Origin of the sequence: Pseudoflavonifractor sp. HCP28S3_F10 (assembly GCF_052065415.1) — a bacterium.
Lineage (GTDB): Bacteria > Bacillota > Clostridia > Oscillospirales > Oscillospiraceae > Pseudoflavonifractor_A.
Window position 1 is genome coordinate 21,680 of record NZ_JBQHUB010000021.1, and the last position, 26,369, is coordinate 48,048.

Annotated in this window: 30 protein-coding genes and 1 riboswitch; of the genes, 24 read left to right on the forward strand and 6 right to left on the reverse strand. The window is 60.5% G+C overall.

What is annotated here, in order from left to right:
• Positions 1 to 8 precede the first annotated feature (8 nt).
• The 10 genes from ACTNBZ_RS09745 (at position 9) to rplQ (ending at position 5,140) form a co-directional block, all read left to right on the forward strand.
• Positions 9 to 641: an adenylate kinase gene (locus ACTNBZ_RS09745; RefSeq protein WP_441209473.1), complete on the forward strand. Its 633-nt coding sequence runs from the start codon at positions 9 to 11 to the stop codon at positions 639 to 641.
• Positions 642 to 652: 11 nt separating this feature from the next.
• The gene (map, locus tag ACTNBZ_RS09750; protein ID WP_441209502.1) at positions 653 to 1,405 is read left to right on the forward strand and encodes a type I methionyl aminopeptidase; all 753 of its coding nucleotides are present in this window, start codon (positions 653 to 655) and stop codon (positions 1,403 to 1,405) included.
• A 5-nt stretch (positions 1,406 to 1,410) separates the two neighbouring features.
• Positions 1,411 to 1,683 carry a KOW domain-containing RNA-binding protein gene (locus ACTNBZ_RS09755; protein ID WP_441209474.1) on the forward strand — a complete coding sequence of 91 codons (273 nt, stop codon included), beginning with the start codon at positions 1,411 to 1,413 and terminating at the stop codon, positions 1,681 to 1,683.
• Positions 1,684 to 1,697: 14 nt separating this feature from the next.
• Positions 1,698 to 1,916 carry a translation initiation factor IF-1 gene (gene infA / locus ACTNBZ_RS09760; RefSeq protein WP_441209475.1) on the forward strand — a complete coding sequence of 73 codons (219 nt, stop codon included), beginning with the start codon at positions 1,698 to 1,700 and terminating at the stop codon, positions 1,914 to 1,916.
• A 99-nt stretch (positions 1,917 to 2,015) separates the two neighbouring features.
• Positions 2,016 to 2,129 (forward strand): 50S ribosomal protein L36, encoded by a 114-nt coding sequence (gene rpmJ / locus ACTNBZ_RS09765; protein ID WP_008982609.1) that lies wholly within the window; start codon positions 2,016 to 2,018, stop codon positions 2,127 to 2,129.
• Positions 2,130 to 2,148: 19 nt separating this feature from the next.
• Positions 2,149 to 2,517 (forward strand): 30S ribosomal protein S13, encoded by a 369-nt coding sequence (rpsM, locus tag ACTNBZ_RS09770; protein WP_441209476.1) that lies wholly within the window; start codon positions 2,149 to 2,151, stop codon positions 2,515 to 2,517.
• A 13-nt stretch (positions 2,518 to 2,530) separates the two neighbouring features.
• Positions 2,531 to 2,935 carry a 30S ribosomal protein S11 gene (gene rpsK / locus ACTNBZ_RS09775; RefSeq protein ID WP_441209477.1) on the forward strand — a complete coding sequence of 135 codons (405 nt, stop codon included), beginning with the start codon at positions 2,531 to 2,533 and terminating at the stop codon, positions 2,933 to 2,935.
• A 21-nt stretch (positions 2,936 to 2,956) separates the two neighbouring features.
• On the forward strand, positions 2,957 to 3,586 hold the full coding sequence (gene rpsD / locus ACTNBZ_RS09780) for a 30S ribosomal protein S4 (RefSeq protein WP_441209478.1): 630 nt from the start codon (positions 2,957 to 2,959) through the stop codon (positions 3,584 to 3,586).
• 85 nt (positions 3,587 to 3,671) lie between these two features.
• The gene (locus ACTNBZ_RS09785) at positions 3,672 to 4,622 is read left to right on the forward strand and encodes a DNA-directed RNA polymerase subunit alpha (protein WP_441209479.1); all 951 of its coding nucleotides are present in this window, start codon (positions 3,672 to 3,674) and stop codon (positions 4,620 to 4,622) included.
• 176 nt (positions 4,623 to 4,798) lie between these two features.
• Positions 4,799 to 5,140 (forward strand): 50S ribosomal protein L17, encoded by a 342-nt coding sequence (rplQ, locus tag ACTNBZ_RS09790; protein ID WP_441209480.1) that lies wholly within the window; start codon positions 4,799 to 4,801, stop codon positions 5,138 to 5,140.
• A gap of 65 nt (positions 5,141 to 5,205) precedes the next feature.
• Here rplQ and ACTNBZ_RS09795 read toward each other — a convergent pair whose 3' ends face one another.
• Positions 5,206 to 6,198: a lipoate--protein ligase gene (locus ACTNBZ_RS09795; protein WP_441209481.1), complete on the reverse strand. Its 993-nt coding sequence runs from the start codon at positions 6,196 to 6,198 to the stop codon at positions 5,206 to 5,208.
• A 177-nt stretch (positions 6,199 to 6,375) separates the two neighbouring features.
• Between ACTNBZ_RS09795 and ACTNBZ_RS09800 the strand changes: the two genes are divergently transcribed.
• On the forward strand, positions 6,376 to 6,681 hold the full coding sequence (locus ACTNBZ_RS09800) for a hypothetical protein (RefSeq protein ID WP_441209482.1): 306 nt from the start codon (positions 6,376 to 6,378) through the stop codon (positions 6,679 to 6,681).
• A 118-nt stretch (positions 6,682 to 6,799) separates the two neighbouring features.
• A complete protein-coding gene (locus ACTNBZ_RS09805; protein ID WP_441209483.1) occupies positions 6,800 to 8,032 on the forward strand; it encodes a glycerate kinase type-2 family protein in 1,233 nt (410 codons plus the stop codon).
• Between the two features lie 66 nt (positions 8,033 to 8,098).
• Here ACTNBZ_RS09805 and ACTNBZ_RS09810 read toward each other — a convergent pair whose 3' ends face one another.
• The 5 genes from ACTNBZ_RS09810 to ACTNBZ_RS09830 form a co-directional block, all read right to left on the reverse strand.
• Positions 8,099 to 9,028, reverse strand: a complete 930-nt coding sequence (locus ACTNBZ_RS09810; protein WP_441209484.1) for a thiamine pyrophosphate-dependent enzyme — start codon at positions 9,026 to 9,028, stop codon at positions 8,099 to 8,101.
• 1 nt (position 9,029) lies between these two features.
• Positions 9,030 to 10,229, reverse strand: coding sequence for a transketolase C-terminal domain-containing protein (locus ACTNBZ_RS09815; RefSeq protein ID WP_441209485.1), 1,200 nt, complete (start codon positions 10,227 to 10,229; stop codon positions 9,030 to 9,032).
• Positions 10,226 to 10,534, reverse strand: a complete 309-nt coding sequence (locus tag ACTNBZ_RS09820) for a 4Fe-4S binding protein (RefSeq protein WP_441209486.1) — start codon at positions 10,532 to 10,534, stop codon at positions 10,226 to 10,228. Before ACTNBZ_RS09820 ends, ACTNBZ_RS09815 begins: the two co-directional genes overlap by 4 nt.
• The gene (locus tag ACTNBZ_RS09825; protein ID WP_441209487.1) at positions 10,531 to 11,112 is read right to left on the reverse strand and encodes a 2-oxoacid:acceptor oxidoreductase family protein; all 582 of its coding nucleotides are present in this window, start codon (positions 11,110 to 11,112) and stop codon (positions 10,531 to 10,533) included. The genes ACTNBZ_RS09820 and ACTNBZ_RS09825 overlap by 4 nt, the downstream gene beginning before the upstream one ends.
• A 376-nt stretch (positions 11,113 to 11,488) precedes the next feature.
• Positions 11,489 to 13,084, reverse strand: a complete 1,596-nt coding sequence (locus ACTNBZ_RS09830) for a GGDEF domain-containing protein (protein ID WP_441209488.1) — start codon at positions 13,082 to 13,084, stop codon at positions 11,489 to 11,491.
• Positions 13,085 to 13,617: 533 nt separating this feature from the next.
• Positions 13,618 to 13,707: riboswitch (cyclic di-GMP riboswitch) on the forward strand.
• 169 nt (positions 13,708 to 13,876) lie between these two features.
• Here ACTNBZ_RS09830 and ACTNBZ_RS09835 point away from each other — a divergent pair.
• From ACTNBZ_RS09835 to ACTNBZ_RS09890, 12 genes are all read left to right on the forward strand, one after another.
• Positions 13,877 to 14,437, forward strand: coding sequence for a signal peptidase I (locus ACTNBZ_RS09835; RefSeq protein ID WP_441209489.1), 561 nt, complete (start codon positions 13,877 to 13,879; stop codon positions 14,435 to 14,437).
• A gap of 83 nt (positions 14,438 to 14,520) precedes the next feature.
• A complete protein-coding gene (locus tag ACTNBZ_RS09840; protein WP_441209490.1) occupies positions 14,521 to 15,111 on the forward strand; it encodes a SipW-dependent-type signal peptide-containing protein in 591 nt (196 codons plus the stop codon).
• A gap of 49 nt (positions 15,112 to 15,160) precedes the next feature.
• Positions 15,161 to 15,799, forward strand: coding sequence for a TasA family protein (locus tag ACTNBZ_RS09845; RefSeq protein ID WP_441209491.1), 639 nt, complete (start codon positions 15,161 to 15,163; stop codon positions 15,797 to 15,799).
• Between the two features lie 188 nt (positions 15,800 to 15,987).
• Positions 15,988 to 16,629, forward strand: a complete 642-nt coding sequence (locus tag ACTNBZ_RS09850; RefSeq protein ID WP_441209492.1) for a TasA family protein — start codon at positions 15,988 to 15,990, stop codon at positions 16,627 to 16,629.
• 28 nt (positions 16,630 to 16,657) lie between these two features.
• Entirely contained in the window at positions 16,658 to 19,990 is a 3,333-nt protein-coding gene (locus ACTNBZ_RS09855; protein ID WP_441209493.1) for a hypothetical protein, read from the forward strand.
• Positions 19,980 to 20,603 carry a hypothetical protein gene (locus ACTNBZ_RS09860; protein ID WP_441209494.1) on the forward strand — a complete coding sequence of 208 codons (624 nt, stop codon included), beginning with the start codon at positions 19,980 to 19,982 and terminating at the stop codon, positions 20,601 to 20,603. Before ACTNBZ_RS09855 ends, ACTNBZ_RS09860 begins: the two co-directional genes overlap by 11 nt.
• A gap of 16 nt (positions 20,604 to 20,619) precedes the next feature.
• Positions 20,620 to 21,990: an S-layer homology domain-containing protein gene (locus tag ACTNBZ_RS09865; protein WP_441209495.1), complete on the forward strand. Its 1,371-nt coding sequence runs from the start codon at positions 20,620 to 20,622 to the stop codon at positions 21,988 to 21,990.
• Between the two features lie 83 nt (positions 21,991 to 22,073).
• Complete coding sequence (locus ACTNBZ_RS09870; RefSeq protein WP_441209496.1) at positions 22,074 to 22,253, forward strand: hypothetical protein; 180 nt, start codon at positions 22,074 to 22,076, stop codon at positions 22,251 to 22,253.
• Positions 22,254 to 22,620: 367 nt separating this feature from the next.
• Entirely contained in the window at positions 22,621 to 24,018 is a 1,398-nt protein-coding gene (locus ACTNBZ_RS09875) for a pyruvate carboxylase subunit B (RefSeq protein WP_441209497.1), read from the forward strand.
• A gap of 12 nt (positions 24,019 to 24,030) precedes the next feature.
• A complete protein-coding gene (locus ACTNBZ_RS09880; RefSeq protein WP_441209498.1) occupies positions 24,031 to 24,354 on the forward strand; it encodes an OadG family protein in 324 nt (107 codons plus the stop codon).
• Position 24,355: 1 nt separating this feature from the next.
• A complete protein-coding gene (locus ACTNBZ_RS09885; protein WP_441209499.1) occupies positions 24,356 to 24,745 on the forward strand; it encodes a biotin/lipoyl-containing protein in 390 nt (129 codons plus the stop codon).
• A gap of 15 nt (positions 24,746 to 24,760) precedes the next feature.
• Positions 24,761 to 26,143: a sodium ion-translocating decarboxylase subunit beta gene (locus tag ACTNBZ_RS09890; protein WP_441209500.1), complete on the forward strand. Its 1,383-nt coding sequence runs from the start codon at positions 24,761 to 24,763 to the stop codon at positions 26,141 to 26,143.
• Positions 26,144 to 26,369: the final 226 nt, after the last annotated feature.

A 26,369-nucleotide genomic window follows, 5' to 3' on the forward strand; every position in this document is an offset into this window, starting at 1 on the left:
GTAAGGCTATGAAGCTGATCCTGTTGGGCGCTCCCGGCGCCGGCAAAGGAACCCAGGCTGAGATCATCAGCAAGAAGTTGGGCATCCCCACCATCTCCACCGGCAACATCCTCCGCGCCGCCGTGAAGAACGGTACCCCCGTGGGTCTGAAGGCGAAAGAGTATATGGACGCCGGCAAGCTGGTGCCCGATGAGGTCATCATCGGGATCATCCAGGAGCGGCTGGCCGCGGACGACTGCGCGGGCGGCTATATCCTGGACGGCGTGCCCCGTACCATCGCCCAGGCCGAAGCCATGGACGCCCATGGCATCCGGTTTGACTGTGTCCTCTCTCTGGAGATTGAGGACAGCGTCATTGAGGCCCGTATGACAGGCCGCCGTACTTGCCCTGCCTGCGGCGCCACCTACCACATCGTAGCCGCTCCTCCCAAGGCGGAGGGCGTGTGCGACAAGTGCGGCGGCGCGCTGGAGCAGCGCAAGGACGACCTGCCCGAGACCGTCCGGCACCGTCTGGAGGTCTATCACAAGGAGACCGAGCCTCTCAAGAGCTACTATCAGGCCAAGGGGATCCTCAAGACCGTGCCCGACAAGGGCGGTATCGAGGAGACCAACCAGGCCATTATGGAACTGCTGGGGAAGTGACTTAAATGGATATGATATCCCTTAAGTCCCCCCGTGAGATCGACCTGATGCGCAAGGCCGGGCGGATCACCGCTCAGGCCCGCGCACTGGCCGGTTCCATGGTCCGACCCGGCGTTTCTACTCTGGAGATCGACACCGCGGTGCGCAAGTTCATCGAGAGCAAGGGCGCCAAGCCCTCCTTCCTGGGCTACGGCGGGTTTCCCGGTTCCGCCTGCATCTCGATCAACGATGTGGTCATCCACGGCATCCCGGACCACCGCAGGCTCCAGGAGGGAGATATCGTCAGCATCGACGTGGGCGCCTATATCGGCGGCTTTCACGGCGACTGTGCCGCCACCTTCCCCTGCGGGACCATCAGCCCTGAGGCCCAAAGGCTCATCGACGTCACTGAGCAGAGCTTCTGGGAGGGGATCAAGATGGCCCGGACGGGTAACCGCGTGTATGACATCTCCCACGCCGTGCAGCAGTATGTGGAAGCAAACGGCTGCTCGGTAGTGCGGGACTTTGTAGGCCACGGCGTGGGCATGAAGCTCCACGAGGCGCCGGAAGTCCCGAACTTTGGCCCCGCCGGCCATGGCCCCCGGCTCCAGGCCGGCATGACCATCGCCGTGGAGCCCATGGTGTGTGCCGGTGACTGGCGCGTCAAGGTCCTGAAAGACAAGTGGACCACCGTGACGGCGGACGGAAGTCTGGCCGCGCACTATGAGAACACGATCCTCATCACCGACGGGGAGCCGGAAGTGCTCACCTGTCCCGGAGAGTAGATCCCATGTACGACTGTGTCGGTTGGATCGTTCGCTCCGCCGCCGGCCGTGACAAGGGCGGCCTCTTCTGCGTCGTCGGACAGCAGGACGGTTTCCTGCTTCTGGCGGACGGGAAGAGACGGAAATTTGCCCATCCCAAGCGCAAAAAGCTGGCCCACCTGACGGTGGAGAACCGGGGCGGTTACCTCAATCCGGTCATTCAGCGCGTGCAGATGGGAGAGCAGGTCTCCGACTGTGCACTCAGGAGGGCGCTGGCCGCTTTCCGAGAGGAAGTTTAGGAGGGTATGACGCTTTGGCAAAAGACGATATGATCGAAGTGGAGGGCGTCGTGGTTGAGTCCCTTCCCAACACCACGTTCCACGTGGACATCGGAAACGGCCACATCATTCTGGCGCATATCTCCGGGAAGCTGCGCATGAATTTCATCCGCATCCTGCCCGGTGATAAGGTCACCGTTCAGATGTCCCCCTATGATCTGACCCGGGGAAGAATCACCTGGAGATCGAAATAAGGGAAGCTGAGGCTTCCGTTTGTCCCTATCAACGACCGGCGTGGCGGGGCCTTGCCCCCACCCCCGCCGGGGCCATCAGGCTGTCAGGAGGAAACTAAAATGAAAGTTAGACCGTCCGTGAAGCCCATGTGCGAGAAGTGCAAAGTCATCAAGCGCAAGGGCAAAGTCATGGTTATCTGCGAGAATCCCAAGCATAAACAGAGACAAGGTTAATTGGAGGTGCTGAAACAGTATGGCACGTATTGCTGGCATTGATCTGCCGAAGGATAAGCGCGTTGAGATCGGCCTTACCTATATCTTTGGCATCGGGCGCACCAGCGCCAACAAGATCCTGGCCGAGACCGGTATCAACCCCGACACCCGCGTGAAGGACCTCACCGACGAGGACGAGGCCAAGCTGCGCGAGTGCATCGCGCACAACTACACTGTGGAAGGCGACCTCCGCCGCGATGTGGCGATGGACATCAAGCGCCTGACCGAGATCGGCTGCTACCGCGGCATCCGCCACCGCAAGGGTCTGCCTGTCCGCGGACAGCGCAGCAAGACCAACGCCCGTACCCGCAAGGGTCCCAAGCGCACGGTCGCCAACAAGAAGAAGTAAGGAGGGATAGAACATGGCTGCTGCAAATACCAAGGGTAAGAAAGTAATCCGCAAGCGCCGCGAGCGCAAGAACGTGGAGAAGGGCCAGGTGCATATCCGCTCCTCCTTCAACAATACTATGGTCACCGTGACCGATATGGGCGGCAACGCCCTGTCCTGGGCCTCCTCCGGCGGCCTGGGCTTCCGCGGTTCCCGTAAGTCCACCCCCTTCGCCGCCCAGACCGCCGCCGAGACTGCCGCCAAGGCTGCCATGGAGCACGGCCTGAAGACCGTTGAGGTCTACGTGAAGGGCCCCGGCGCCGGCCGTGAGGCCGCCATCCGCGCTCTGCAGGCCGTGGGTCTGGAGGTCACCCTGATCAAGGACGTGACCCCCGTTCCCCACAACGGCTGCCGTCCGCCCAAGCGCCGCCGCGTGTAAGAGTTAAGGAGGAACTAGAATATGGCTAGATATACTGGAGCAGTTTGCCGCCAGTGCCGCCGGGAGGGCCAGAAGCTCTTCCTGAAGGGCGACCGCTGCTATACCGACAAGTGCGCCATCGAGCGCCGTCCCTTCGCGCCCGGCATGCACAACCAGGGCCGCACCAAGAAGCTCTCCGAGTACGGCATGCAGCTGCGCGAGAAGCAGAAGGCCCGCCGCTACTACGGTGTGCTGGAGAGCCAGTTCTCCAAGTACTATGAGATGGCCGCCAACCGCAAGGGCGTGACCGGCGACAACCTGCTCTCCATCCTGGAGACCCGCCTGGACAACGTCATCTACCGTCTGGGCTTCGCCATGAGCCGTCCTGAGGCCCGCCAGCTGGTGCGTCACGGCCACTTCACCATCAATGGCCACCGTGTGGACATCCCCTCTTACCTGGTCAAGCCCGGCGAGGTCATTGCCCTGAAGGAGGGCAGCCGCAGCCTGGAGAAGTTCAAGGCTTCTCTGGAGGCCAACGGCTCCCGCGCCGTGCCCAAGTGGCTGGACTTCGACAAGAACAGCCTGACTGCCAAGGTGGTGGCGCTCCCCGCCCGGGACGATATCGATCTGCCCATCGAGGAGCACCTGATCGTCGAGCTGTACTCCAAGTAAGAGAGAGCGTACCCTCGATTATTGGTGAGCTGTAATACCAGGCGGCGGGCTGCCCGGCCCGCCGCTGCGAAAAGGAGGGTAACACATGGTAGAAATCGAGAAGCCGCGCATCGAATGTGTGGAGAATCCTGGTGACGGCTCCTACGGCAAGTACGTGGTCGAGCCCCTGGAGCGGGGTTACGGCACCACGCTGGGTAACTCCCTGCGCCGTATCCTGCTCTCTTCCCTGCCCGGAACCGCGGTCACGTCCATCAAGATCGCAGGTGTGCAGCACGAGTTTACCACCATCCCCGGCATCAAGGAAGATGTGACCGAGATCGTCCTCAACGTGAAGAATATCATTGCAAAGCTTCATTGCGAAGGCGTCAAGACCGTCTATATCGAGGCCAGCGGCGAGTGTGAGGTCACGGCCGGCGACATCAAGGCCGACGGTGAGGTCGAGATCCTCAACCCCGAGCTGCACATCGCCACCCTGGGCGCAGACGCCAGTCTGAACATGGAGCTCACGCTCTCTCACGGACGCGGCTATGTGCCTGCCGACCGGAACAAGCCGGCTCAGACGGTGATCGGGCTCATCCCGGTGGATTCCATCTACACCCCGGTGCGGAAGGTCAACTACACGGTGGAGAACACCCGTGTGCGTGACCTCACCGACTTCGACAAGCTGACCTTGGAAGTATGGACCAACGGTACCATTACTGCCCGGGACGCGGTCAGCCTGGGCGCCCGTATCCTCTGTGACCACTTCGTCCTCTTTACCGACCTGAGTGAGACCATGGGTTCCAAGGCCACAGTGGTAGAGAAGGCGATGGAGCCCCGGGATAAGGTGCTGGAGCTGACCATTGAGGAGCTGGACCTCTCCGTCCGTTCCTTCAACTGCCTCAAGCGCGCCAACATCAATACCGTCGAGGACTTGATCTCCAAGACTGAGGACGAGATGATGAAGGTCCGCAACCTGGGCCGCAAGTCCCTGGAAGAGGTCATCAATAAGCTGGCGATGATGGGCCTGAGCCTGGCCAGCGAGGAGAACAACTAAACCGGCGGCTGCGCCCGCCGTGCAGAGAAGCAGTCCGGGGGCATGTAACGTCCCCTCCCGGATACGCCCAGGCGATGCCGGGCCCAGAGCCCGGCGCTTCTCAGAGGAGCAAAAGCTCTTCAGGACGAATTTACACTGGATTTCGCCGCGCGAAATACCGTTAGGAGTTGACTCACATGTCCGGATATCGTAAGCTGGGCCGTCCCACCGATCAGCGTATGGCCATGCTCCGCGCCATGACCACCTACCTGCTGGAGAACGGTCAGATCAAGACCACCCTGAGCCGCGCCAAGGAAGTCGCCCCCATGGCTGAGAAGATGATCACCCTGTCCAAGAAGGCCAATCTGGCTTCCTACCGTCAGGCGCTGTCCTTCATCACCAAGGAGGACGTGGCCAAGAAGCTGTTCGACGAGATCGGCCCCAAGTATGCCGACCGCAACGGCGGTTATACCCGCATCGTGAAGATCGGGCCCCGCCGCGGCGACGCCGCCGAGATGGCGATCGTCCAGTTGGTGTAATACCGAACAAAATCCCCTGCCGGCTTGCCGGCAGGGGATTTTTGCTTTCATTGAGGGCGGGATGCTCACTGGAGCAGGATGGAGAGGAAAGTGTCCAGATCCATCCGGCTGAAGTAGTCGTTGATGGAGACTCCCTCCAGGGCGGCGCGGAGGGCGCCCTCCTCCAACGGCTGGCCGATGAGCCGCTGGGCCAGCTCGGTGCTGTCGCCGTTTCCAAAATAGTCTCCAAAGAAGGAGAGGGCAGTAATGATGCCGCCGCGGGCCACATCCATATGGATCTCCAGCTTGCCGCAGCCCTCCACCCGGCGCTCCTTGCACATCTGATAAGCGGGGGAGCGGCCGAAATTCCATTCCCAGGTGTCATAGATCTCCGCCTGGAGGGCGCGGACGGCCTCAAGATCATCTTCGGTCAGATGATAGGGCTGGAGATCATACTCCTCAAACATGAAGTCCCGCAGAGTGGCCAGAAATTCCGCGGTGCTGATGTCCTGCTTTACATAGGGCTTGATATTGGTCACGCGGCTGCGCACCGATTTGAGGCCCTTCGAGGCGATCTTGTCCCTGGAGACAGCCAGAGCCTGCCCTACCACCTCCAGATCGGAATCGAACATGAGAGTGCCGTGGTGCATGATGCGTCCCTGCTTCATATACTGGGAGTTGCCCGAGAACTTTTTGCCATCCACAGTCATGTCGTTGCGGCCGTTAATCTCGGCAGGTACGCCGATGCTGCGCAGAGCCTTTACTACCGGACGGCAGAAGGTGGAAAAGTCAAAACAGGAGGCGTCGCCCGTGTCCGCGATAAAAGTGAAATTGATGTTGCCCAGGTCATGGTAGACTGCGCCGCCGCCTGAGAGCCGGCGCACGACCTGGATATCATGCTCTTTGACATAGGCGGAGTTGATCTCGCCAATGGTGTTCTGGTGCTTGCCCACGATGATGGCATTGTCGTTCTGCCACAGCATAAAGTAGTCGTGACTCCGGTCCAGACGGTCAAAAACATATTGTTCCAGAGCCAGATTGAAATGGGGATCGTGGCTGGGACTTTCGATATAGTACATCAAGTGGGAATACCTTCTTTCAGTGAAATAGTTGTGTTGCAGCGGCAAGGGAAAGAACCTGCAGAGAAAGCCGCAGAAGCTGAACTTATGGGTCCATTTTAACACGGCGCAGTCTGATTGACAACCATATTCCGCGGCGATACAATAGCATCAGAAAAAACCAACGGGAGGGAAACCATGGAGGATATCGTTACCAGCATCAGCAAAATGAACGCCGATATCGTCACCTTTACGGCGGAGGAGCTGCGGCAGATCTATGAGGCGGCGGGGACCGCCGACCAGGACAAGCTGCGGGAGACTGCCCGGCAGCTCTTTCCCGACCGGCTGACGGCGGAAGGGATCCCTCCCATCTCCTCTTTTGAAGGGGGCGGAAGGGCCTTTCGCCACGGCGGCGGGGATTACCAGAAGCCGGCCTGGACCATTGCCAGCAAGCGCTGCCCCTGTCTGGGCATCATGGCCGACGGCACCGCCTATGTCTATTGAATTCCCTTGCTTGATAGTTCTTTTGATCCTGTTGAGATATTACCTGCTCCCCGAACGAATGGACGGCGGGGGCGGAATCAGGTAAAATGAAGAAAAACCACTGAGAGGCGGCGGAGGCATGGGGGTACGGGAGGACTGCGGCTATATCATCGGGGAGGCCATCCGGGCGGTGCAGCCTGATGCGGCGGTGCGCCGGGTGCTGGCGGAGCGGAGCTTTGGGCCTGGGCGGCTGGTGATGATAGCGGTGGGGAAGGCGGCCTGGTCCATGGCCCGGGCGGCCTGGGACTGCCTGGAGAGCCGGGTGGACGATGGCATCGTCATCACCAAGTACGGCCACAGTCGGGGCCCCATCGGTCCGCTCCGCATCCGGGAGGCGGGCCATCCGGTGCCCGACGGGAACACCTTTGCCGCCACCCGTGAGGCTCTGACTCTTACTGCGGGACTGAGAGAGGAGGACACGGTGCTCTTTCTTCTCTCCGGCGGGGGCTCGGCCCTCTTTGAGGAGCCGCTGGTCCCGCCGGAGGAGCTGCGGGACATTACAGAGCAGCTCCTGTCCAGCGGAGCGGACATTGTGGCCATGAATACCATCCGCAAGCGGCTCTCGGCGGTGAAGGGGGGCCGGTTCGCCCTCCATTGCGCCCCGGCAAGGGTGTGCGTAATCATCCTTTCCGACATCGTGGGGGATCCGCTGGACATGATCGCCTCCGGCCCGGTGAGTCCCGATTCCTCCACCGCCGCTCAGGCCCGGCAGGCGGCGGAGCGGTACGGTCTGCGGCTGTCGCCCCGGGCCCTGGCCCTGCTGGACGCCGAGACCCCCAAGGTGCTGGAGAGAGTGGAGACCCACGTCACCGGCAGCGTGCGGGAGCTGTGCCGGGCGGCGGCGCGGGCCTGCGAAGAGCGGGGCTACCGGCCGATGATCCTCACCGACAGCCTGACCTGCGAGGCCCGGCAGGCGGGCTCCTTCCTGGCAGCCATTGCCCGCTGCCACCAGGACAGCGGGGAATCCGTGGCCTTTCTGGCCGGGGGTGAGACGGTGGTCCACCTCAGAGGAACAGGGAAGGGAGGGCGCAACCAGGAGCTGGCCCTGGCCGCTGCCCTGGGCATCGACGGCCTGCGGGACACGGCAGTGTTCTCGCTTGGATCGGACGGCACCGACGGCCCTACCGACGCCGCGGGAGGGCTGGTCACGGGCGAGACGGCGGAGGCGCTGCGGGCGCTGGGGGCCGACCCCCTGGCCGCCCTGGCGGACAACGACTCCTACCACGCCCTGGAGCGGTGCGGCGGGCTCATCCGCACCGGCCCCACGGGGACCAATGTGAACGATGTGGCGGTGGTGCTCATCCGCCGCTGAAACGGAAAAGGACGCCGCGCACAGCGCGGCGTCCTTCCTTATATATAAGTAAGAGTGGGACAGGCTTTATTCGCAGCGGGCGAGCAGCTTCTCCCACTTCCGGTCCACGTACTCCTGGGCCGCCTCCAGCGTCCATTCATTGCCCGGCTTGAAGCAGTGCTTGAACCGGCCCTGGAGCTTCATAAATTCGGTGACGGGCAGCTTCTGCTTGGGCACGTAGTTGAGACTCCACTTGCCCTCCACCACCTCGTAGAGGGGCCACACGCAGGTCTCCACCGCCATCTTGCAGATCTGGGGCAGCAGCTCGGAGGAGTACTGCCAGCCCCGGGGACAGGGGGACATGACGTTGACGAAGGCGGGGCCGGGAGTGTAGATGGCCCGGTGGGCCTTCTCATGGAAGTCTTTGAAGTTGCCGATAAAGGTGGTCTGGGCCACATAGGGGATGTTGTGGGCCGCCATGATCTCGGTCAGGTCCTTCTTCTCCTGCTTTTTGCCCAGGGACACGGTGCCGGCGGGGGTGGTGGTGGCGCTGGCAAAGCGGGGAGTGGAGGAGGAGCGCTGGATGCCGGTGTTCATATAGGCCTCGTTGTCATAGCAGAAGTAGGTCATGTCGTGGCCCCGCTCCATGGCGCCTGACAGGGACTGGAAGCCGATGCCATAAGTGCCGCCGTCGCCGCCGATGGTGATGAATTTGTAGTTGTCCTGCACCTTGCCCTTGCGCCTGAGGGCGTTATAGGCGGCTTCCACGCCGCCGCAGGTGGCGCTGGCGTTCTCAAAGGCGGAGTGGATGTAGCTGTCCTCCCAGGCGGTGTAGGGATAGAGGAAGGAGGAGACCTCCAGACAGCCGGTGGCGTTGCAGATGACAGCCTTGTCCCCCTCGTCCAGGGCCCGGGTCATGGCCCGGCAGACGATGCCCGCGCCGCAGCCGGCGCACAGCCGGTGGCCGCCCACAAAACGCTCGGGCTTGTTCAGTTCGGTTTTCAAATTGTACGGCATGTTACAGCACCTCCTCTTCACTGCTGCGCTGGCCCATGTGGAGGTAACGGGGTCCGGCCTCGCCGGTTTCCGCGATCTTCAGCAGATGGCGGTAGACCTTCTCGATGTCCTCCACGGCGCAGTCCCGGCCGGCCAGGCCGTAGACCACGTCGATCATGGCCGGGCGGCGCTCCAGATCGTAGCAGGCGGAGCGGACCTCGGCGAACAGAGGGCCGCCGCAGCCGGAATTGCCCTCGCTCTTGTCCATGACGGCTACGGCCTTCACATGACTCAGGGCGGCGGCGATCTCCTCCATGGGGAAGGGACGGAACACCCGGAGCTTGATGAGGCCCGCCTTTACGCCCTGGGCGCGGAGCTGCTCAATGCAGGCCTTGGCGGTGCCGGCGGTGGAGCCGATGAGCACCAGGGCCACCTCGGCGTCCTCCATGCGGTACTCCTCAAAGAAGCCGTACTTGCGGCCGAAGGTCTTTTCAAAGTCGGCGGCCACGTCCAGAATGGCCTGCTTGGCATTCTTCATGGCCTCAGCCTGCTGGACCTTGTGTTCCATGCAGTAGGGGCAGGTGTCGTAGGGGCCCACGGCCAGGGGATGGTCCCGGCCGATGAGGGCGTGCTCAGGCTCATACTCGCCCACAAAGGCCTTGACGGCGGCGTCCTCCTCCAGCAGGATGTTCTCCACCGCATGGGAGGTGATGAAGCCATCCTGGCAGATCATGATGGGCAGGCGCACGTCGGGCCGCTCGGAGATGCGCATGGCCTGGAGGTAGTTGTCATAGGCCTCCTGGTTGTTCTCGGCGTAGATCTGGATCCAGCCGGAGTCCCGGGCGCCCATGGAGTCGGAGTGGTCGTTGTTGATGTTGATGGGGCCGGTGAGGGTGCGGTTGACGCAGGCCAGGGTGATGGGCAGCCGGGCCGAGGCGGCCACATACAGCACCTCATACATAAAGGCCAGGCCGGCGGAGGAGGTGGCGGTCACCGCCCGTGCTCCGGCGGCCGCCGCGCCCATGCAGGTGGACATGGAGGAGTGCTCACTCTCCACGGTGACGTACTCGGTGTCCACCTGGCCGTTGGCCACGTACTGGGCAAAATACTGGGGGATCTCGGTGGAGGGGGTGATGGGGAAGGCGGCAAACACGTCGGGGTTGATCTGCCGCATGGCGTAGGCGATGGCCTCGTTGCCCGAAAGGCGCTCCCGGATGCTCATGCGCGCACCTCCTGTTCCATGCGGATGGCCCCGAAGGGGCAGGCGTTGGCGCAGATGCCGCAGCCCTTGCAGTGGTCAAAGTCGAAGTCCAGACGCTTGCCGTCCCGGACGGGGATGGAGGCATCGGGACAGAAGGGGGCGCACAGCAGGCACTGTTTACACTTGTCCTGCTCCCATACCGGTACGTTGGAGCGCCACTCGCCGGTGATGGTCAGGCGGGCGGTGCCCCCCTCGTAGATCTCGCCGCCCGGCGTCAGCTCCTGCCAGGGGGAGTGTTCGCTGATATCCTTTGCGCTGCGGTTCATGCTCCGTGGACCTCCTTCATGGATTGGATGAGACAGTTCATATTGCCCTGGATGACGTGGGGCTTGGTGGCAAATTTGTGGCGAAAGGACGCCTCCATATCCGCGGTAAAGCGCTCCGGGTCCAGGATGCCGCTGACCTTCACGATGGCGGCCAGCATGGGCGTGTTGGGAAAGTAGCCGCCCAGGTGCTCCTCGGAAATTTTCCGGGCATCGATGGTGTACACCTTTCCGGTATAGCCCCGCAGCAGGGGGCGCAGGGCCTCGGCGCTCTTGGGGGAGTTGATGACGATGGCCCCCTCGGGATTCAGGCCGGCGGTAACGTCCACAGAGGAGAGGAGGGACTCGTCCACCACCACCACGTAGTCGGGGGAATAGATGTTGGAGTGGACGGTGCAGGGCACGTCGCTGATGCGGTTATAGGCGGTGATGGGGGCGCCCATGCGCTCGGGGCCGTATTCAGGGAAGCCCTGCACGTGCTTGCCCGAGGCAAAGGCCGCGTCGGCCAGCAGGAGACAGGCGGTCTTGGCGCCCTGTCCGCCCCGGCCGTGCCAGCGGATCTCGGTCATGGTCTTGCTCATTCGTTTTACCTCCTGTGACGGTGTGCAGGGAACAAAAAATGGGCTTTCGTCCCTGTAAAGGGACGAAAGCCCATGAATATGGCCTTTCGCTGTACCACCCGTTACTGCATACCAGCATATGCGTTTCCGATAACGGGGGATACCGGCAGCGTCTAATCTGCGGGAGCGTTTCGGGCTGCGATTCAGGAGTGATATTCAGGCCGGACTTCATAATACCGGATTCCCACCAGACACCGGCTCTCTGCGATCTTCCGTGCGGCCTTACTGTCTCCGTCATCATCTTTAGCGAGTTAAATCACCAAACACTATAGTAGAATGTACGGTTTTTGTCAAGCCTGTTTTTCAACAAATTTTTTGCCGGAACGGAAGAGGCGCCTTATACCCGGGCCTGTTTCTTGTTGGCGTACATGTTCTGGTCGGCCTGATACTTCCAGTCGCTGAAGGATTTGAGGGTACCGTCGGTATCTCTCAGGTAGCTCATGCCACGGGCGATGGAGAGCTTGAGGTGGCTGCTGGAGCGGTTGTGGCGGTCGATCTCCTCATCCAGCCGGGCGAACCAGAACTCCGCCGGTTCAGCGGGATCGGTAAGGACGGCGCAGAATTCATCGCCGCCGATACGGAAACAGCTGCCGGAGGGGCCGAAGGCATTCTCAATGCACTGGGCCGCGGCAAGGATGAGCTCGTCGCCTGCGTTGTGGCCGAAGTGGTCGTTGACGTATTTCAGGCGGTTCAGGTCCATGAAGTAAAGGGCGACGTTACCGTAGGTATCGGCCTTGGACTGAAGCTCGGTCATGGCCTCCTCAAAGGCCCGGCGGTTTTTCATGCCGGTCATCCGGTCCTCCCGGGCCAGGCGCTGGTAGATCTGCATCTCGGTCTTGAACTGGACGTTTTTCACCATGGTGGTGATGATGCCGCGCAGGAGCAAAAAGACAAAGACCAGAATGCCGCACTCAAAAAAGACCTCATAGTAGGGGATCTCCAGCAGCCAGTAGAACAGCAGGGCGGAGACGCCGCCCACCGCCAGCATGGCGAAGGCCAGCAGAATGGTGAAGAGCTCCTTATCCTTGCTTTCCCGGTATTCCCGCACCAGCAGGGTCCCGGCGACGATGATGCTGGCCACCAGGAGCAGGTGGGTCACAAAGAGCATGTCGATGAAATCAAAGAGGCCCAGAGCGTTCAGGATGCCCTGGATCAGGGCGTTGAGGTAGAAGCTGAGGACGCACAGGTCCAGCACCCAGTGCTTTGCCAGACCGCCGGTGTTCTGCACAAAGTGGAGCATGGGTACGGCCAGCAGCATAAAGGCGTAGAAGGAGATCACGCAGGTCAGGGGCGCAAGATAGCTCTGCGTCTGGGCTACGGACGAATCGGTAGTGCACCAGACGGCGCAGATGAACAGGAAGGAGGCCACATGGAGGAAGCGGGGGTCCCGCATCCGAACCCGCCGCAGATAGAGGGACACGCCCAGGGCACAGACGGCCAGGATGCACATGATGAACACGATGGCGAAGTTGGCGGCCGCGCCGGTATAGTGCTGCCGGGTGACGGCGCCGCTGCTGCCGATATAGACCATGGGGAGACTGAAATGCCCGCCTGCGGTGTTCTCATACCGCAGGGCCAGAACGCCGTCCGCCGTGTCGGCGGGGAGGCGGGCGTCGCAGTCCAGCTTGGACTTCATCTGGTCGTTGCGGGGGAAAAGCTCATCTGAATAACGGTAAAGGACCTGATCGTTAAAGAGAACGGTCAGATCATACTGGGCGCCCCGGGTGGTGACGGTCAGGCTGCCGTCGGCGGCAGTGAGGCTGTCATTGTAGAGCACAAGGCAGTCCCCCTCCGTCTCCACCTCCGCGGGAAGGGTGAGGGGGAGCTTTTCCCCATCCTCCAGACGATACCAGCCCTCCGAGAGCGGACGGACCTTTTCCAGCGGCGTGGCGGTCCCATGCCTGGAGAGCGTGAAGAGCAGCGTGAGCAGCATAAGGAAAACGCCCAGGAGCAAGAGAAGCTCCGCGATCAGACGGCCGGAGGCCGCGTTTCGTTTTTGATTCAGTTCTGCTCACTCCTTTCCGGGTCTTTGCCGGGACGCGGGGACGGCGGGGACGGCGGGGGCGGGCGCGGGGGATTCTTTACTATGATATCATATAAAGCATTACTATCATAAACGTTTTCCACCGTTCTGTCAAACGCAGAAAAAGCAATATTTTCGTCAAAAAACGGGCTTTTTCAGACGAAATAGGGCGAAAGGAAAAAGGCGGGGAAAAAAGACTAAAAAATGTGCACGGAAATGGAAAATGTAACCGAATCTGTGACCATTGCATGCTATACTGGGAGCCAGTAAGAGCAAAAATCGTGCATAACCTCTAAATCGTACCCCCGGATATGGATGCAGAAGGAGAATATGCACAAAAAGAGCGGGCTTTGACTTGACAAACTTGAAAAGATATGTATAATATTGGGTACCACGGGTCAGAGGAGGTTTCACCCCCTCCCGGGTACAAGTAAAAATCAGAAACTGGAAAAAAGCAAACCGCGCGAAAACGCGGGACGCAAAGCATGAAGGCTAAAGCGGCATACAGCCGCCATGCCGGTTCGGCTGCCCTGTCGTCTGTTATGGCGTCCAAGGGGCCGAAGGGCTTTTTTCCGGATGGCGCGATCGCGGACGACTGGGAACAGTCTCCGCGATTTTCTGTTTTTCGCAGAAAGCGGGGCTCCTGCCTTGAAGAAGGCAGGAAGGTCCCTGACGCATGGAAAAGAAACGAGGTGAGGGCCGGTGCCCAAAGCAATCAAGGTCATATGGAACGCGGTCACCACGCTGCTGGTGGCGGCGGTGGTACTGCTGGCGGTGCTGCTGGTGGGCGTGCGGCTCGTGGGGCTGACCCCCTTCGTGGTCCTCAGCGGCAGTATGGAGCCCACCTATCCCACCGGCGGCCTGATCTACGTCAAGTCCGTCCCGGCGGAGGAGATCAAGGTGGGCGACCCCATCACCTTCGTGATGAACGAGGATCTGCTGGTAGCCACCCACCGGGTGGTGGAGATCGACAGCGAGAACCAGCGCTTCACCACCAAGGGCGACGCCAACGACGCGGTGGACGGCTCGCCGGTCCACTTCAACAACCTCATCGGCAGGCCCGTGTTCTGCATCCCGTATCTGGGATATGTCTCCAATTTCCTCACCAACCCGCCCGGCATGTACGTGGGCTGGAGCGTCATCGGCGTGCTGCTGGTGCTCCTCTTCACCCCGGAGCTGCTGAAATGGGCGGAGAAGTCCGACCGGAAGGCCGCCGGGAAAAAGAAGGCCGCCGGCGGAGATGAACCAGGGGGAACGCCGTAAGGCATTTTAATAAACTCATCCGGTACCCGAGCGACAACCCCGCAAGCGACCCCAAAAAATTTTTTGAAAAGGAGAACCACATCATGAAGAAGAAGCTCACTATGATCGCCGCTCTGGCTCTGGCCGTCTGCATCGGCATCGGCGGCACTCTGGCTTGGCTGACCTCCCAGACCCAGGCTATCACCAACACCTTTACCGTCGGCAAGGTCGACATCACCCTTCGGGAGAAGGAAATCGGCGGGGATACCTTCCTGGACGCTAAGACCGAAGCCAAGGCTCAGACCTACAAGGTGTCTCCTGGCGTTCCTGTGGATAAGGAAGCTGATGTTATCGTCAAGGCTGACAGCGAGGATTCTTACCTGTTCGTGAAGGTTGTCAAGGGCACCAGCTTCGACGCTAATTTTGAGTACACCATCGCTGACGGCTGGACCGCCCTTACTGGAGTTGACGGCGTGTATTACCGCACCGTCAATGCTACTACCGCTGATCAGACTTTTGACGTGCTGAAGGGCAATCAGGTCGTTGTTAAGAATACCGTGACTACTCTGGACGCGAACGCCACCCTGTCCTTCCAGGCTTATGCTATCCAGAAGGCTGGTATTTCCGCTGCTGGCAGCAAGACTGCTGAGCAGGTCGCTTGGGAGACCGTTTCCGGCACCACCATCGGCGCCTAACCCCGACCACTCAAATCTCACTACTACATAGAAGAGAGGAAGCTGACTTATGAAGAAAAAGATCATGGCCGCCGCTCTGGCGATCTGCATGATGGCCACTCTGGTGGTCGGCATGTCTCTGGCTTACTTCACCGATAAGGAAGAGAAGAGCAACGTGTTCACCATCGGCAACGTCGATATTACTCTGACCGAGCCCAACTGGGATGCAAGCGGCAAGGAGGAGGCCAAGGAGGCCTATCCCGGCGAGCCTCTTGCCAAGGACCCCACCGTTGAGAACACCGGCGCGAACCCCTGCTTCGTCCGCATCAAGGTCGAGTGGGATAGCGCTGTGTGGGGCAATGTTACCCCTGAGTACCGCACTGGTTATCAGCCCAACACTCTGGGCGCGGGCTGGGTCGATGGTGGCGACGGCTATTTCTATTTCACCAAGCCTCTGTGCGTGAAGGGCACCGAGAATGATTCCTGGAATGTAGGCCTGGTCAGCAAGACCCCCGCTCTGTTTGATCAGATCGTGATCCCCACCAGCCTGACCAACAGCAATGCCCAGACCGAGTACACCGTCAAAGTTACCGCTCAGGCCATTCAGGCTCAGGGTGCCAAGGCCCCCAACTGGGCTGCCGTCAAGGGCATGACCCTGCCTGAGATTCAGGCTTGGTTCGGCCAGGAGGATTGGACTCCCGCCGAGTAATTTCCCATTTCCCAGCGGTACCGGTTAACGACAAGCTGGCGGAGGGGAGCTTTCCCCCTCCCCTCCGCCATAGGTTTTTCCCCACGGCATCCCCACCAGAAAAGACCCCCGCACATCACTTTGCAGACAACTGTGAACGCAGCGTACATAGAGCGTGAATGAGAACTGGAACGAAAGGCGGTATCAGAATGAAGAAACGGCTTGCGATGGGCGGCGTGACCGGCGCACTGCTGGCGCTGCTGGCCATCGGAACGGCGGCGTACTTCACCACCAGCCAGCATGTCACCAATGTGATCACCACCGGGACCGTTGAGATGACCCTCACCGAGACCGGTGAGGGCGAAAACATTACCGACGGCGCGGGCAATGTCACCGGCATGTCCTTCACCGGCGTGATGCCCGGCCAGGTGGTCAGCAAGGAGCCCGTCATCACCAACACCGGCAGCGAGATGTTCTACACCCGCGTCAAGGTGGATGTGTCCATTGAGCCCGCCGTGGCGGGCGCCCGGGTGGATACCGCTCTGGTGCATCCCGATATCGACGGCGAGACCTGGCTCAAGGGTTCTGACGGCTGGTATTACTACAACAGCGCCCTGGAGCCCGGCAAGAGCGTCACCCTCTTCGAGACCGTGACCTTTGACCGGAGCATGGGCAACGATTACCAGAACTGCACCGTGACCATGAACCTTCAGGCCCAGGCCGTCCAGGCCAAGAACAACCCCGTGCCCCTGACCGGCACCGTCCTGGATGTGAAGGGCTGGCCCGGTACTGTGCCCGCCCCCACCGCCACTCCCGCCCCCACGGCGTCCCCGGCGGGCGGCGGCGAATGATCCCCGCGGAAATGAGGTGTGACAAAGCATGAAAAAACGAGTTTTGGCGCTGCTGCTGTGCCTGAGCATGGCTGTCAGCCTTGCCGCGCCCGGCCTGGCCGCCGGAGTGGACGAGGAGCCGGTCACGCCCCCCGTGACCAGCGAGGAGCCGGTGGTGGAGCCTACTGTGGCCCCCACTGCGGAGCCTGCGGTTGAGCCCAGTGCCGAGCCTACTGCGGAGCCTTCTCCGGAGCCTTCTCCGGAGCCTTCTCCGGAGCCCAGCGAGGAGCCCTCTCCCGAGCCTTCCGCCGAGCCCAGCGCAGAGCCCTCTCCCGAGCCTTCCGTCGAGCCCAGCGAGGAGCCTGAGCCCAGTGAGAACCCTCTGGCCCAGTGGCAGGAGCTGCTGGAGCAGGTGCGTTCCATGGATCCCGAGGAGCTGTACGCCACCCTGCGGAGCATGGTGGACGACGAGGCCCGATCCATGCTGGAGAGCCTGCTGAGTGTAGACGTCCGTGCCGAGCTGGAGGCCTATCTGGCCGAGCTGGGCCTCACCCACCCCATGGTGGAGGAGCACTATGCCGGAGAAGAGACCACCGGCGTCTCCGTGGAGATCAATGCCCCTGTGGGCGCGTTCCCTGAGGGCACTACTGCTTCCGTAGAGCCGGTGGAGCTTCCCGCCGGCCTGGCCGCCGATGCCCTGAGCGGCAGGAGCGTGGCCTATGACATCACCTTCCGCGACGCCGACGGCAATGAGATCCAGCCCGCCGAGGGCTATACCGTCAGCGTGTCCTTCCAGGTGGGCCGGGACAGCGGCCTGCTGGACGCTGAGCAGCTCCAGGTCTACCACCTGGAGGAGGACGCCGACGGCCAGGTGACTGCCCAGCCCGTGGGCGACCCCGTGGACGTGGATGCCTCCGCCGATACCCAGGAGATCGCCGTGGAGGCCGAGAGCTTCTCCATTTATGTGGTGAACAATGGTACACCTACCGGTGCTCCACTTTCCAACGTTACTAAGACGCTGACGGTGGACGTCAATATTGGAGATCAGCTCAGTTTTTACAGTGATAATGCTACAACTACAGAGACGATTCGGGGACAAACAACCCCTAAAGCAGACTGGTCCAGCAGCGACGAGGGAGTCGCAACGATCAGCAATAAAAATGGCCAGTATGTAGACCTAATCGTCCAGGGTGCAGGAACAACTACGGTAACATATACCTATTACACTAAAGAAGGTTATTTCTACCAGCGGTTTGTGGATCATACAGAGAGCTTTACCCTGACAATCAACGAAGCCCCGCCTGTGATCGACTATCCGGAACTTTACATCGTCAACCAGATCCCGCAGAACGGCTGCTTTGTGCCGGTGTTTAACGAGGAGAAAGTGACGATCCCTGAGGGGGCCACGGTCGAGTACACCTGGTACAAGAATGAGTCCCTGAGCGGCGGCGCCTACAGCGAGGTGACCGGCGATGGCATCGCTGAGGCTTACGCCGGAGATACAAACGGCGTCAACGTGGCGGTGGACGACGGAGGCAAGTGCTGGTACTATGTGACCGCCACTGTGACCAACACTGACGGCACTGAGTTCGGGACCTATACCTCCGATCCCATGTGGGTGCCCTACTCCAACAAGCTGGAGAACGGCGACTTTGAGGTACCGGCAGGGACGAAAGCCGGAGGTTGGGCAATCAGCCAGACGGATTCGAAGTATATCACCACCCCGGAAAATGTAAATAATAACACGGCAGTGTGGTGGAAGACCACCGGCCCGGGCAGCGGCGATAAAGCGGGGATGGATATTGAGCTGATCCGTGTTGCGGGCAACGGTACTGTGGTTGGCGGCTTTTATACTGCTACGGCCGCGAAGAACATGCAGTTTGCCGAGCTCAATGCCGAGGCCTATGGAACCCTGTATCAGGACGTGCTGACCGCCCCCGGCTCCGAGCTGAACTGGAGCCTTTCCCATCGCGGCCGCTGGGGCGACGATACCATGTGTGTCATCATCATGCCGGCCTCTACAGCGGAAGCGCTGAACATTACGACCCAGACTCAGATAGATGCTATCATTGCCAACCCGTCCCAATATGGTGACAATGTCTTTGTCTCCGATCCTATGACGGATGGCAACACTGCCTGGAGAAGCTACAGCAGCAGCAGCCCATACCAGGTGGCAGAGGGCCAGTACCTGACCCGGTTCTTCTTTGCCCACGTTGAGGCAAAGGATAACCTTGCAAGCGAAACGATTACCAAAAAATTGAAGGGCACTGTTGGCAACCTGGTGGATGCGGTCAGCTTCTCCGATGAGATGACCTATACTATCGAGTACTATCTGGACGGTGTAATTCAGTCGCAGCATACGGAGACTGGCATGGCAAAGCCTTATACGCTGATTACTGCCGGGAATACGGATAAGTACAGCGGTTATGCGTTTGAGAAGAGCGAACTGAACGGCACGGACTATGGCGCCACCTCTATGCGCCTCCCCAAGTCGGGCACTGTGCTGAAGATCTATTACGTTACCAGCGGTATCTCGGTCACCAAGGTCGTGGATCTGCCGGACGGTCTCTCGGATGCCCAGATCGCTGGGCTTCTGGCAGACTATCAGATCACTTTCAGCCTGTATGAGGGCACAGACACCACTGTACCCCCTGTTGCCACCGCTACTGTGACGGTGGGGGCCAGCGGCAGCGGAACGGCCATGTTCATGGCGGGCGGAGATAAGTTTGATCCCCAACCCAAAACGCTTTATACCATCGTGGAGGGTACTGCTCCCGCTGCTCTGTATGACACTACCACGGATACCTACTACGATCTGTCCGCTTCGTCCAGCGCACAGGAGCAGACGGTGACTACCGCACCCAACTCCGCGTCCGCTTCCTTTACCAACGTTTACACCGAGCGGCCCAAGAAGGGTAATCTGGTCATTGAAAAGACAGTGACCGGTACCGATGTACCCGAGCAGAGCTTTGTGTTCACCGTGAGCGGCAACGACTTCTCCATGACGGTGGTACTCACCCCTGACGATTTCAAGACCGTGAGCGGCAACATGACAGCCAGCGTGACCATTTACGACCTGCCCGCCGGCAGCTATACCGTCACTGAGGATACCAATTGGTCCTGGAAGTACAACGCCAGCGATGCCAGCAAGAATGCCACCATCGCCGGCGGCACTGAGACTGTCACCTTCACCAACACCCGCAACACTTCCAACTGGCTGGGCGGCAGCGCCGTGGCTGAGAACGTGTTCGAAACGGTGACGGGCAGCGCGAGCACCCGGAGCATCAACACCGACGCGCTGGTGCCCGACAAGCCCACCGTGGTGGATGACGGCCCGGCGGACGACAACGAGAAGGGAGGGCTCGAGAACAATGAGGAATAAGTATCAAGGAAAGCGGGCCCTCTCCCGCTGGCCCAAGGGCACGGCCGCGGCCCTTGCCCTGCTGCTCACCGCCGCTGTGGCGGTGGGCGGCACCCTGGCGTGGATCACCGCTCACACCGAGCCCATCGTCAACACCTTTGAGGTGGGCAGCATCGTGCCTGGGATCACGGAAGAATTCGACAACACGACCAAGAGCGACGTCAAGGTGACCAATACCGGCTCCGTCCCCGCCTATGTGCGGGTAGCGCTGGTCTACTCCTGGCGCGATGGCGCAACGGCCGGTAAAAATCCGGCCGACACCGGTGCCATCGTGGGTGAGCCGGTGACTGATGCGGATCTGACCATCGATTGGGGCGATTCCACCAATTGGGTGAAAGGCTCTGACGGCTACTGGTATTACAAGCTGCCCGTGGCCGCTGGCAGCCCTACGTCTAATCTGATCGACTCTCTGACCGTTAGCGCTGCGTCCGAGAACGGCAAGCTCTACAACCTGGACTTGCAGATTCTGGTGGACGCCATCCAGGCCGAGCCTGACAGCGCGGTAGAAAGCGTGTGGCCGGTGACGGTCAATACCGATTTGAACGGCGTCAAGACGCTGTCCGCGAATCCTTAAGGGGAGGTGACATGCTATGAAGAAGACCAAACTGCGCGGTCTGCTGGCGGGAGCGCTGGCGGCGGCGGTGATGGTGGGCGTCGTGGCGGTCACCGCCCTGGCGGATGACGGCACTCCCACTGTGACCTTTGACTACGGCCAGAAAAAGTTCGTGGTCACCAACTGCACCGCTTTTGCCGATGAACACGGCCACAAGTATCCCAACCTGTTCCAGGAGATGCAGAGCATCATGCCCGGTGACGAGGTGGAGCAGAAGATCCGGGTGGACGTGACCAATGTGGGCTCCGGCTCCGCCATTATCACCCTGAAAATGGAGCGGGCCGAGGATGACAATGTCACGGCCCAGGAGATCGCGGACTATGAGACGCTGCTCCAAAATGCCGAGTTCACTGTGACCAACGAGAAAAACGGTGAAGCGCTTACCGGCAAGTTGGGCGAGGGCGTCGAGCTGGGCCGCCTGTACGCCGGCGACAGCGTGGATCTGAACGTGAAGCTCTCCCTGCCCATCGAGGCGGGCAATGAGCTCCAGGGCCTGCAGGCCGCTGTGGGCTGGGTGTTCACCGCGGAGTATATCCCCGGCGGCGGCGGGACGGTCATTCCCGAGCCCTCCACGCCTCTGGGTCCCCCGGAGCTGGATACCAGCGAGCACTTTGCCTACATCGTGGGCCGTTATGACGGTCTGGTCCATCCCGAGGCCGAGATCACCCGCGCCGAGGTGGCCACTATCTTCTTCCGCCTGCTGACGGAGGAGTCCCGCAACCAGTTCTGGGCCACTACCAACCCCTATAACGATGTGCCTGAGTCCGCCTGGTTCAACAAGGCGGTCTCCACTCTGACCAACGCAGGCATCATTTACGGCAAGCCCGGCGGAAACTTTGATCCCGACGCGCCCATCACCCGCGCCGAGTTTGCGGCCATTGCGGTGCGCTTCTTCGGCGGCGACTACAGCGGCGAGGATCAGTTCAGCGACATCACCGGCCACTGGGCCAGTGCCGACATCAACAAGGCCGTGGTCAATAACCTGGTCAGCGGCTACCCCGACGGCACCTTCCGTCCGGACAACAATATCGTCCGCTCGGAGGCCATCTCCATTGTCAACCGTGTCCTCAACCGCAAGCCTGATGCAGACCACCTGCTGGACGGCATGAAGACCTGGCCCGACAACATGGACACCTCTGCCTGGTATTATGCCGATATGCAGGAGGCCACCAACTCCCATAACTATGACCTGAGCGTGCCGGATGAGGACGGCTCTGTCTACGAGATCTGGTTCGAACTGCTGCCCATCCGCGATTGGGTCACCCTGGAGCGTGCCTGGACTGACTCCAACCAGTCCGTGAACCCCGGCGAAGTGATCTCCTCCAAGACCAATACGGAAGTCAAGTAAGCTCAACATCTCTACGGAAGGCGCTCCCCTGCGGAGCGCTTTCCGTTCCAAAACAGCGAATGGCAGGAAAGGAAGGGAGACCAATGAAGGAATCCCAGGGCAAAAACACCTTCTCCGTGGAGATCCGGGAAACCCGGAATCAGAGCTGGCAAGGTACGCTGAGCTGCTTTGACACTGAGCAGGAGCTGCCTTTCCGCAGTGCGCTGGAGCTGATCCGGCTCATTGACAGCAGGGTAAAAAGCGACGATACAGTCAATCAATAGACACGGAGCAAAAATCCTCCCGCTGCATACTGGCAGCGGGAGGATTTTTTGGACATGAGAGCATGCATAGCTCCCGTCATGCCGGGTTTAGACAGCAAGAGGGACATTGCCAAGCGGATCGATGTGCAATATCTTGCAGTTAACTTTTCAGTATGAAGGATTAAGAAGTGATGTATGAAAGAAAAACGGCGGTAAGAAATAAAAAAGCGAAACAGGTGGACAAAATTCTATGTTAATTCTTTCGCAAAAGCTCTTTACATTTAGAAAAAATACGGTAGAATAATATAATGTACCATCCAAACGGTGGAACGGTAATGACCACCGACTTGCAAAAGCCGTAGATTGATAGAGGGAGTGAGTACCCGCGATGAAACTGAACATTACCGAGACGGTCCTGCGAGACGCAAACCAGTCGCTGATGGCGACCCGGCTGCCCATGGCGGATTTTGAGGGGATCCTGGACACCATGGATAAGGCCGGGTACTACTCCGTGGAGTGCTGGGGCGGAGCCACATTCGACTCCTGCCTGCGCTACCTGGGGGAAGATCCCTGGGAGCGGCTGCGCACCATTCGGTCCCACATGAAGAATACCCGGCTGCAAATGCTGCTCCGGGGCCAGAACCTGCTGGGCTACAAGCATTATCACGATGATGTGGTGGAGAAGTTTGTGGAACTCTCCATCAAAAACGGCATCGACATCATCCGTATTTTCGATGCGCTCAACGATTTCCGCAACATCAAGACCGCTCTGGAGGCAACCAAGAAGTACGCCAACGAGCGCACGGTCGCCTCCGGCTGCATCTCCTATACGCAGAGCCCGGTCCATACGGTGCAGAAGTACGTGGAGATGTGCAAGGAGCTCAAGACCATGGGCTTCGATACCATCTGCCTGAAGGACATGGCCGGAACCATGAGCCCCTTTGAGGCTGAGAGCCTCATCAAGGGCATCAAGGACGGCGTGGGCGATATGCCTATCGTCCTCCACACCCACTGCACCACCGGCATGGCCTACATGACCATCGTCAAGGCCATCGAGTCCGGCGTGGATGTGATCGACACCGCTACCTCCTGCTTCTCCAACGGCACCAGCCAGCCCGCCACCGAGACCTTGTTCTATGCCCTCCAGCAGTATGGCTGCGAGACCGGTCTGAATGAGGATGCGATCAACAAGGTCAATGACTTCTTCAAGCCTGTGAAGCAGAAATACATCGATAATGGCACCCTGTCCCCCAAGAGCATGGGCACCGACGCCCAGGCTCTGGTCTACAAGGTCCCCGGCGGTATGCTCTCCAACATGATCGCCAACCTGAAGGACATGAACGCCATGGATAAGTTCGACGAGGCCCTGGCTGAGATCCCCTCTGTCCGCAAGGACATGGGCTATCCTCCCCTGGTGACCCCTCTGTCTCAGATGGTGGGCAACCAGGCGGTGGTGAACGTGCTCATGGGAGAGCGCTATAAGCAGATCTCCACCGAGGTGAAGAACTACTTCAAGGGTGAGTACGGCATTGCCCCCGGCCCCGTCAGCAAGGAGCTGGAGGAGAAGATCCTGGGCGAGGGCGGCAAGCCCATTGACTGCCGCATCGAGGACGCAAAGCGCACCGGCGAGGAGTTTGCCAAGGCCAGAGAGGCCCTGGGCGACCTGTGCCGCAGCGAGGAGGACATGATGAGCTACATCTGCTTCCCCGACCAGGCCATGAAGTTCCTCCAGGACCGGAAGGCCAAGGAGGAGAATATCGCCACCTACACCATTGAGGAAGCGTAAGGGGGCCGGGAGATGAGAATGCCTTTCACCGACGCGGTGATCACCGCGATCCTGGGCTATGGAGTGGTCTTTTTCGGCCTGGTGCTGCTCATGTGCGCCATCGCCATCATGGGCAAGGTCATGACGGCCCAAAAGTCTGCCCCTGCGCCTGCGGCCGCTCCGGCCCCCGCTCCCGCCCCCAAGGCGGAGCTGCCCGCCGCCCCCGGCTCCGCCGGAGAGGTGAAGCTCTACGATGTGCCCGACCGGGACGCCGCCATGATCATGGCCATCGTGGCCGATAAAATGGGCAAGCCCCTGAACGAGCTGCGCTTCAAGTCCATCAAGGAGGTCAAGTGAAATGAAATATAAAGTGACCCTGAATGGCCGCACCTACGAGGTGGAGGTGGAGGCCGGAAAGGCTATGCTGGTGGACGAGTACGAGGCCTATGCCCCGGCCCCTGCCGCCGCTCCCGCCCCTGCTGCCGCCGCCCCCGCCGCTGCTCCCGCCCCTGCCGCCGCTGCCGTCACCGCCGCCGGCGAGACGGTGAACGCCCCCATGCCCGGCACCGTGCTCCGGGTGGAGGTAGCCCAGGGCGCCGCCGTCAAGGCGGGCCAGCTGCTGGTGGTGCTGGAGGCCATGAAGATGGAGAACGAGATCCTCTCCCCCAAGGATGGCACCGTGGCCCAGATCGTGGCCCCCAAGGGCAGCACTGTGGAGACTGGTTCCCCCCTGATCGTGCTGGCGTAAGGGAGGGGGTTCTGCATGGATATTTTAGGGACTCTGGGAGGGCTGGTACAGGACTCCGGCTTTGCCGGATTCTTCGCCGCAGGCGGCTGGAAGAACCTTATCATGATCGCCGTGGCCTGCGTGCTGCTCTACCTGGGCATTCACAAGAAGTTTGAGCCGCTGCTGCTGGTGGGCATCGCCTTCGGCGCCCTGCTCACCAACATCCCCGGCGGCGGGCTGTACCACATGGAGATGTGGGACGCCTATATCTACAACGCTCCCTATGACGCCGCCAACCAGATATGTATGTATAACGTGGAAGAGGATCGGGTCATGACGGAGGAGGAGTATATCAATGCTCTGCTGGCCTCTGTGGGCTATGATGATAACGGCGCTACGGTCCAGGAACGGGCCTCCACCGCTCTTGGGCTAATGGAGGAGGGCAAGCTCAAGGAGCCCGATATCATCGAGGAGGTATCCTTCACCGATATCGCTCACCATGGCGGCCTGCTGGATGTGCTGTATATCGGCGTGAAAGCGGGCGTCTATCCCTGCCTGATCTTCATCGGCATCGGCGCCATGACCGATTTCGGCCCGCTGATCGCAAGACCCTCGTCCCTGCTGTTGGGGGCGGCCGCCCAGCTGGGCGTGTTCCTGGCCTTCTTTGCGGCCGTCTGCTTGGGCTTTAGCGGCCCGGAGGCGGGTTCTATCGGCATCATCGGCGGCGCAGACGGGCCTACGGCCATTTTGACGACGTCATTGCTGGCGCCGCACCTCCTTGGCCCCATCGCCATCGCGGCCTACTCCTATATGGCGCTCATCCCCATGATCCAGAAACCCCTCATGCGGGCGCTGACCACCGAGAAGGAACGGAAGGTGAAGATGGAGCAGGCCCGGGCTGTGTCCAAGACCGAGAAGATTATCTTCCCCATCGTGGTGGCCGTCTTCGTGATCCTGCTGATTCCCTCCACCGCCCCCCTCATCGGCTGCCTCATGTTCGGCAACCTGCTGAAGGAGACCGGCGTCACCGACCGCCTCAGCGATACTGCTCAGAACGCCCTGATGAACATCGTGACCCTGTTCCTGGGCATCAGCGTAGGCGCTACTACCGTGGCCTCCCGGTTCCTGTCTCTTGAGACCATCAAGATCGTGGTGCTGGGCGTGATCGCCTTCATGTTCTCCACCGTGGGCGGCCTGCTGGTGGGTAAGCTCATGTATAAGCTCTCCGGCGGAAAGGTCAACCCCCTCATCGGCTCGGCCGGCGTGTCCGCTGTTCCCATGGCGGCCCGGGTCAGCCAGCAGGTTGGCCAGGAGGCCGATCCCTCCAACTTCCTGCTGATGCACGCCATGGGCCCCAACGTGGCCGGCGTTATCGGCTCCGCCATCGCCGCAGGTTTCCTGATCAAGGTGTTCGGCTGATTTTCCCCGCTTCCTGCACCCCCCGGGATCTCCGGGGGGTGTTTTTTGCCCTGAGAGGTCGAAATGAAGCAAGTGATTGATTACAATTCGGAAGAATTGAAGTATAATATATAAAGGTTGATTGTAAAATCAAGTTGGACACTTGAGTAAAAAATCCATAGTGATTTCTCTCCCCGTGGTAGAATGAAGTTACCACACAACTTCTACAGAGGGAGGGCAATCACTA

Excerpts from the sequence above, each read along its gene's own strand:
- map (WP_441209502.1), top strand. The coding sequence starts at position 653 with ATGATATCCCTTAAGTCCCCCCGTGAGATCGACCTGATGCGCAAGGCC.
- ACTNBZ_RS09810 (WP_441209484.1), bottom strand. The coding sequence starts at position 9,028 with ATGCCGTACAATTTGAAAACCGAACTGAACAAGCCCGAGCGTTTTGTG.
- ACTNBZ_RS09880 (WP_441209498.1), top strand. The coding sequence starts at position 24,031 with ATGAGAATGCCTTTCACCGACGCGGTGATCACCGCGATCCTGGGCTAT.
- ACTNBZ_RS09860 (WP_441209494.1), top strand. The coding sequence starts at position 19,980 with ATGAGGAATAAGTATCAAGGAAAGCGGGCCCTCTCCCGCTGGCCCAAG.
- ACTNBZ_RS09825 (WP_441209487.1), bottom strand. The coding sequence starts at position 11,112 with ATGAGCAAGACCATGACCGAGATCCGCTGGCACGGCCGGGGCGGACAG.
- ACTNBZ_RS09830 (WP_441209488.1), bottom strand. The coding sequence starts at position 13,084 with ATGCTGCTCACGCTGCTCTTCACGCTCTCCAGGCATGGGACCGCCACG.
- ACTNBZ_RS09865 (WP_441209495.1), top strand. The coding sequence starts at position 20,620 with ATGAAGAAGACCAAACTGCGCGGTCTGCTGGCGGGAGCGCTGGCGGCG.
- ACTNBZ_RS09875 (WP_441209497.1), top strand. The coding sequence starts at position 22,621 with ATGAAACTGAACATTACCGAGACGGTCCTGCGAGACGCAAACCAGTCG.
- rpmJ (WP_008982609.1), top strand. The coding sequence starts at position 2,016 with ATGAAAGTTAGACCGTCCGTGAAGCCCATGTGCGAGAAGTGCAAAGTC.
- ACTNBZ_RS09795 (WP_441209481.1), bottom strand. The coding sequence starts at position 6,198 with ATGTACTATATCGAAAGTCCCAGCCACGATCCCCATTTCAATCTGGCT.
- ACTNBZ_RS09820 (WP_441209486.1), bottom strand. The coding sequence starts at position 10,534 with ATGAACCGCAGCGCAAAGGATATCAGCGAACACTCCCCCTGGCAGGAG.
- rpsK (WP_441209477.1), top strand. The coding sequence starts at position 2,531 with ATGGCTGCTGCAAATACCAAGGGTAAGAAAGTAATCCGCAAGCGCCGC.
- ACTNBZ_RS09850 (WP_441209492.1), top strand. The coding sequence starts at position 15,988 with ATGAAGAAACGGCTTGCGATGGGCGGCGTGACCGGCGCACTGCTGGCG.
- ACTNBZ_RS09755 (WP_441209474.1), top strand. The coding sequence starts at position 1,411 with ATGTACGACTGTGTCGGTTGGATCGTTCGCTCCGCCGCCGGCCGTGAC.
- ACTNBZ_RS09800 (WP_441209482.1), top strand. The coding sequence starts at position 6,376 with ATGGAGGATATCGTTACCAGCATCAGCAAAATGAACGCCGATATCGTC.
- ACTNBZ_RS09805 (WP_441209483.1), top strand. The coding sequence starts at position 6,800 with ATGGGGGTACGGGAGGACTGCGGCTATATCATCGGGGAGGCCATCCGG.
- ACTNBZ_RS09785 (WP_441209479.1), top strand. The coding sequence starts at position 3,672 with ATGGTAGAAATCGAGAAGCCGCGCATCGAATGTGTGGAGAATCCTGGT.
- ACTNBZ_RS09885 (WP_441209499.1), top strand. The coding sequence starts at position 24,356 with ATGAAATATAAAGTGACCCTGAATGGCCGCACCTACGAGGTGGAGGTG.
- ACTNBZ_RS09870 (WP_441209496.1), top strand. The coding sequence starts at position 22,074 with ATGAAGGAATCCCAGGGCAAAAACACCTTCTCCGTGGAGATCCGGGAA.
- ACTNBZ_RS09855 (WP_441209493.1), top strand. The coding sequence starts at position 16,658 with ATGAAAAAACGAGTTTTGGCGCTGCTGCTGTGCCTGAGCATGGCTGTC.
- ACTNBZ_RS09845 (WP_441209491.1), top strand. The coding sequence starts at position 15,161 with ATGAAGAAAAAGATCATGGCCGCCGCTCTGGCGATCTGCATGATGGCC.
- rpsM (WP_441209476.1), top strand. The coding sequence starts at position 2,149 with ATGGCACGTATTGCTGGCATTGATCTGCCGAAGGATAAGCGCGTTGAG.
- rpsD (WP_441209478.1), top strand. The coding sequence starts at position 2,957 with ATGGCTAGATATACTGGAGCAGTTTGCCGCCAGTGCCGCCGGGAGGGC.
- ACTNBZ_RS09890 (WP_441209500.1), top strand. The coding sequence starts at position 24,761 with ATGGATATTTTAGGGACTCTGGGAGGGCTGGTACAGGACTCCGGCTTT.
- ACTNBZ_RS09745 (WP_441209473.1), top strand. The coding sequence starts at position 9 with ATGAAGCTGATCCTGTTGGGCGCTCCCGGCGCCGGCAAAGGAACCCAG.
- ACTNBZ_RS09840 (WP_441209490.1), top strand. The coding sequence starts at position 14,521 with ATGAAGAAGAAGCTCACTATGATCGCCGCTCTGGCTCTGGCCGTCTGC.
- rplQ (WP_441209480.1), top strand. The coding sequence starts at position 4,799 with ATGTCCGGATATCGTAAGCTGGGCCGTCCCACCGATCAGCGTATGGCC.
- ACTNBZ_RS09815 (WP_441209485.1), bottom strand. The coding sequence starts at position 10,229 with ATGAGCATCCGGGAGCGCCTTTCGGGCAACGAGGCCATCGCCTACGCC.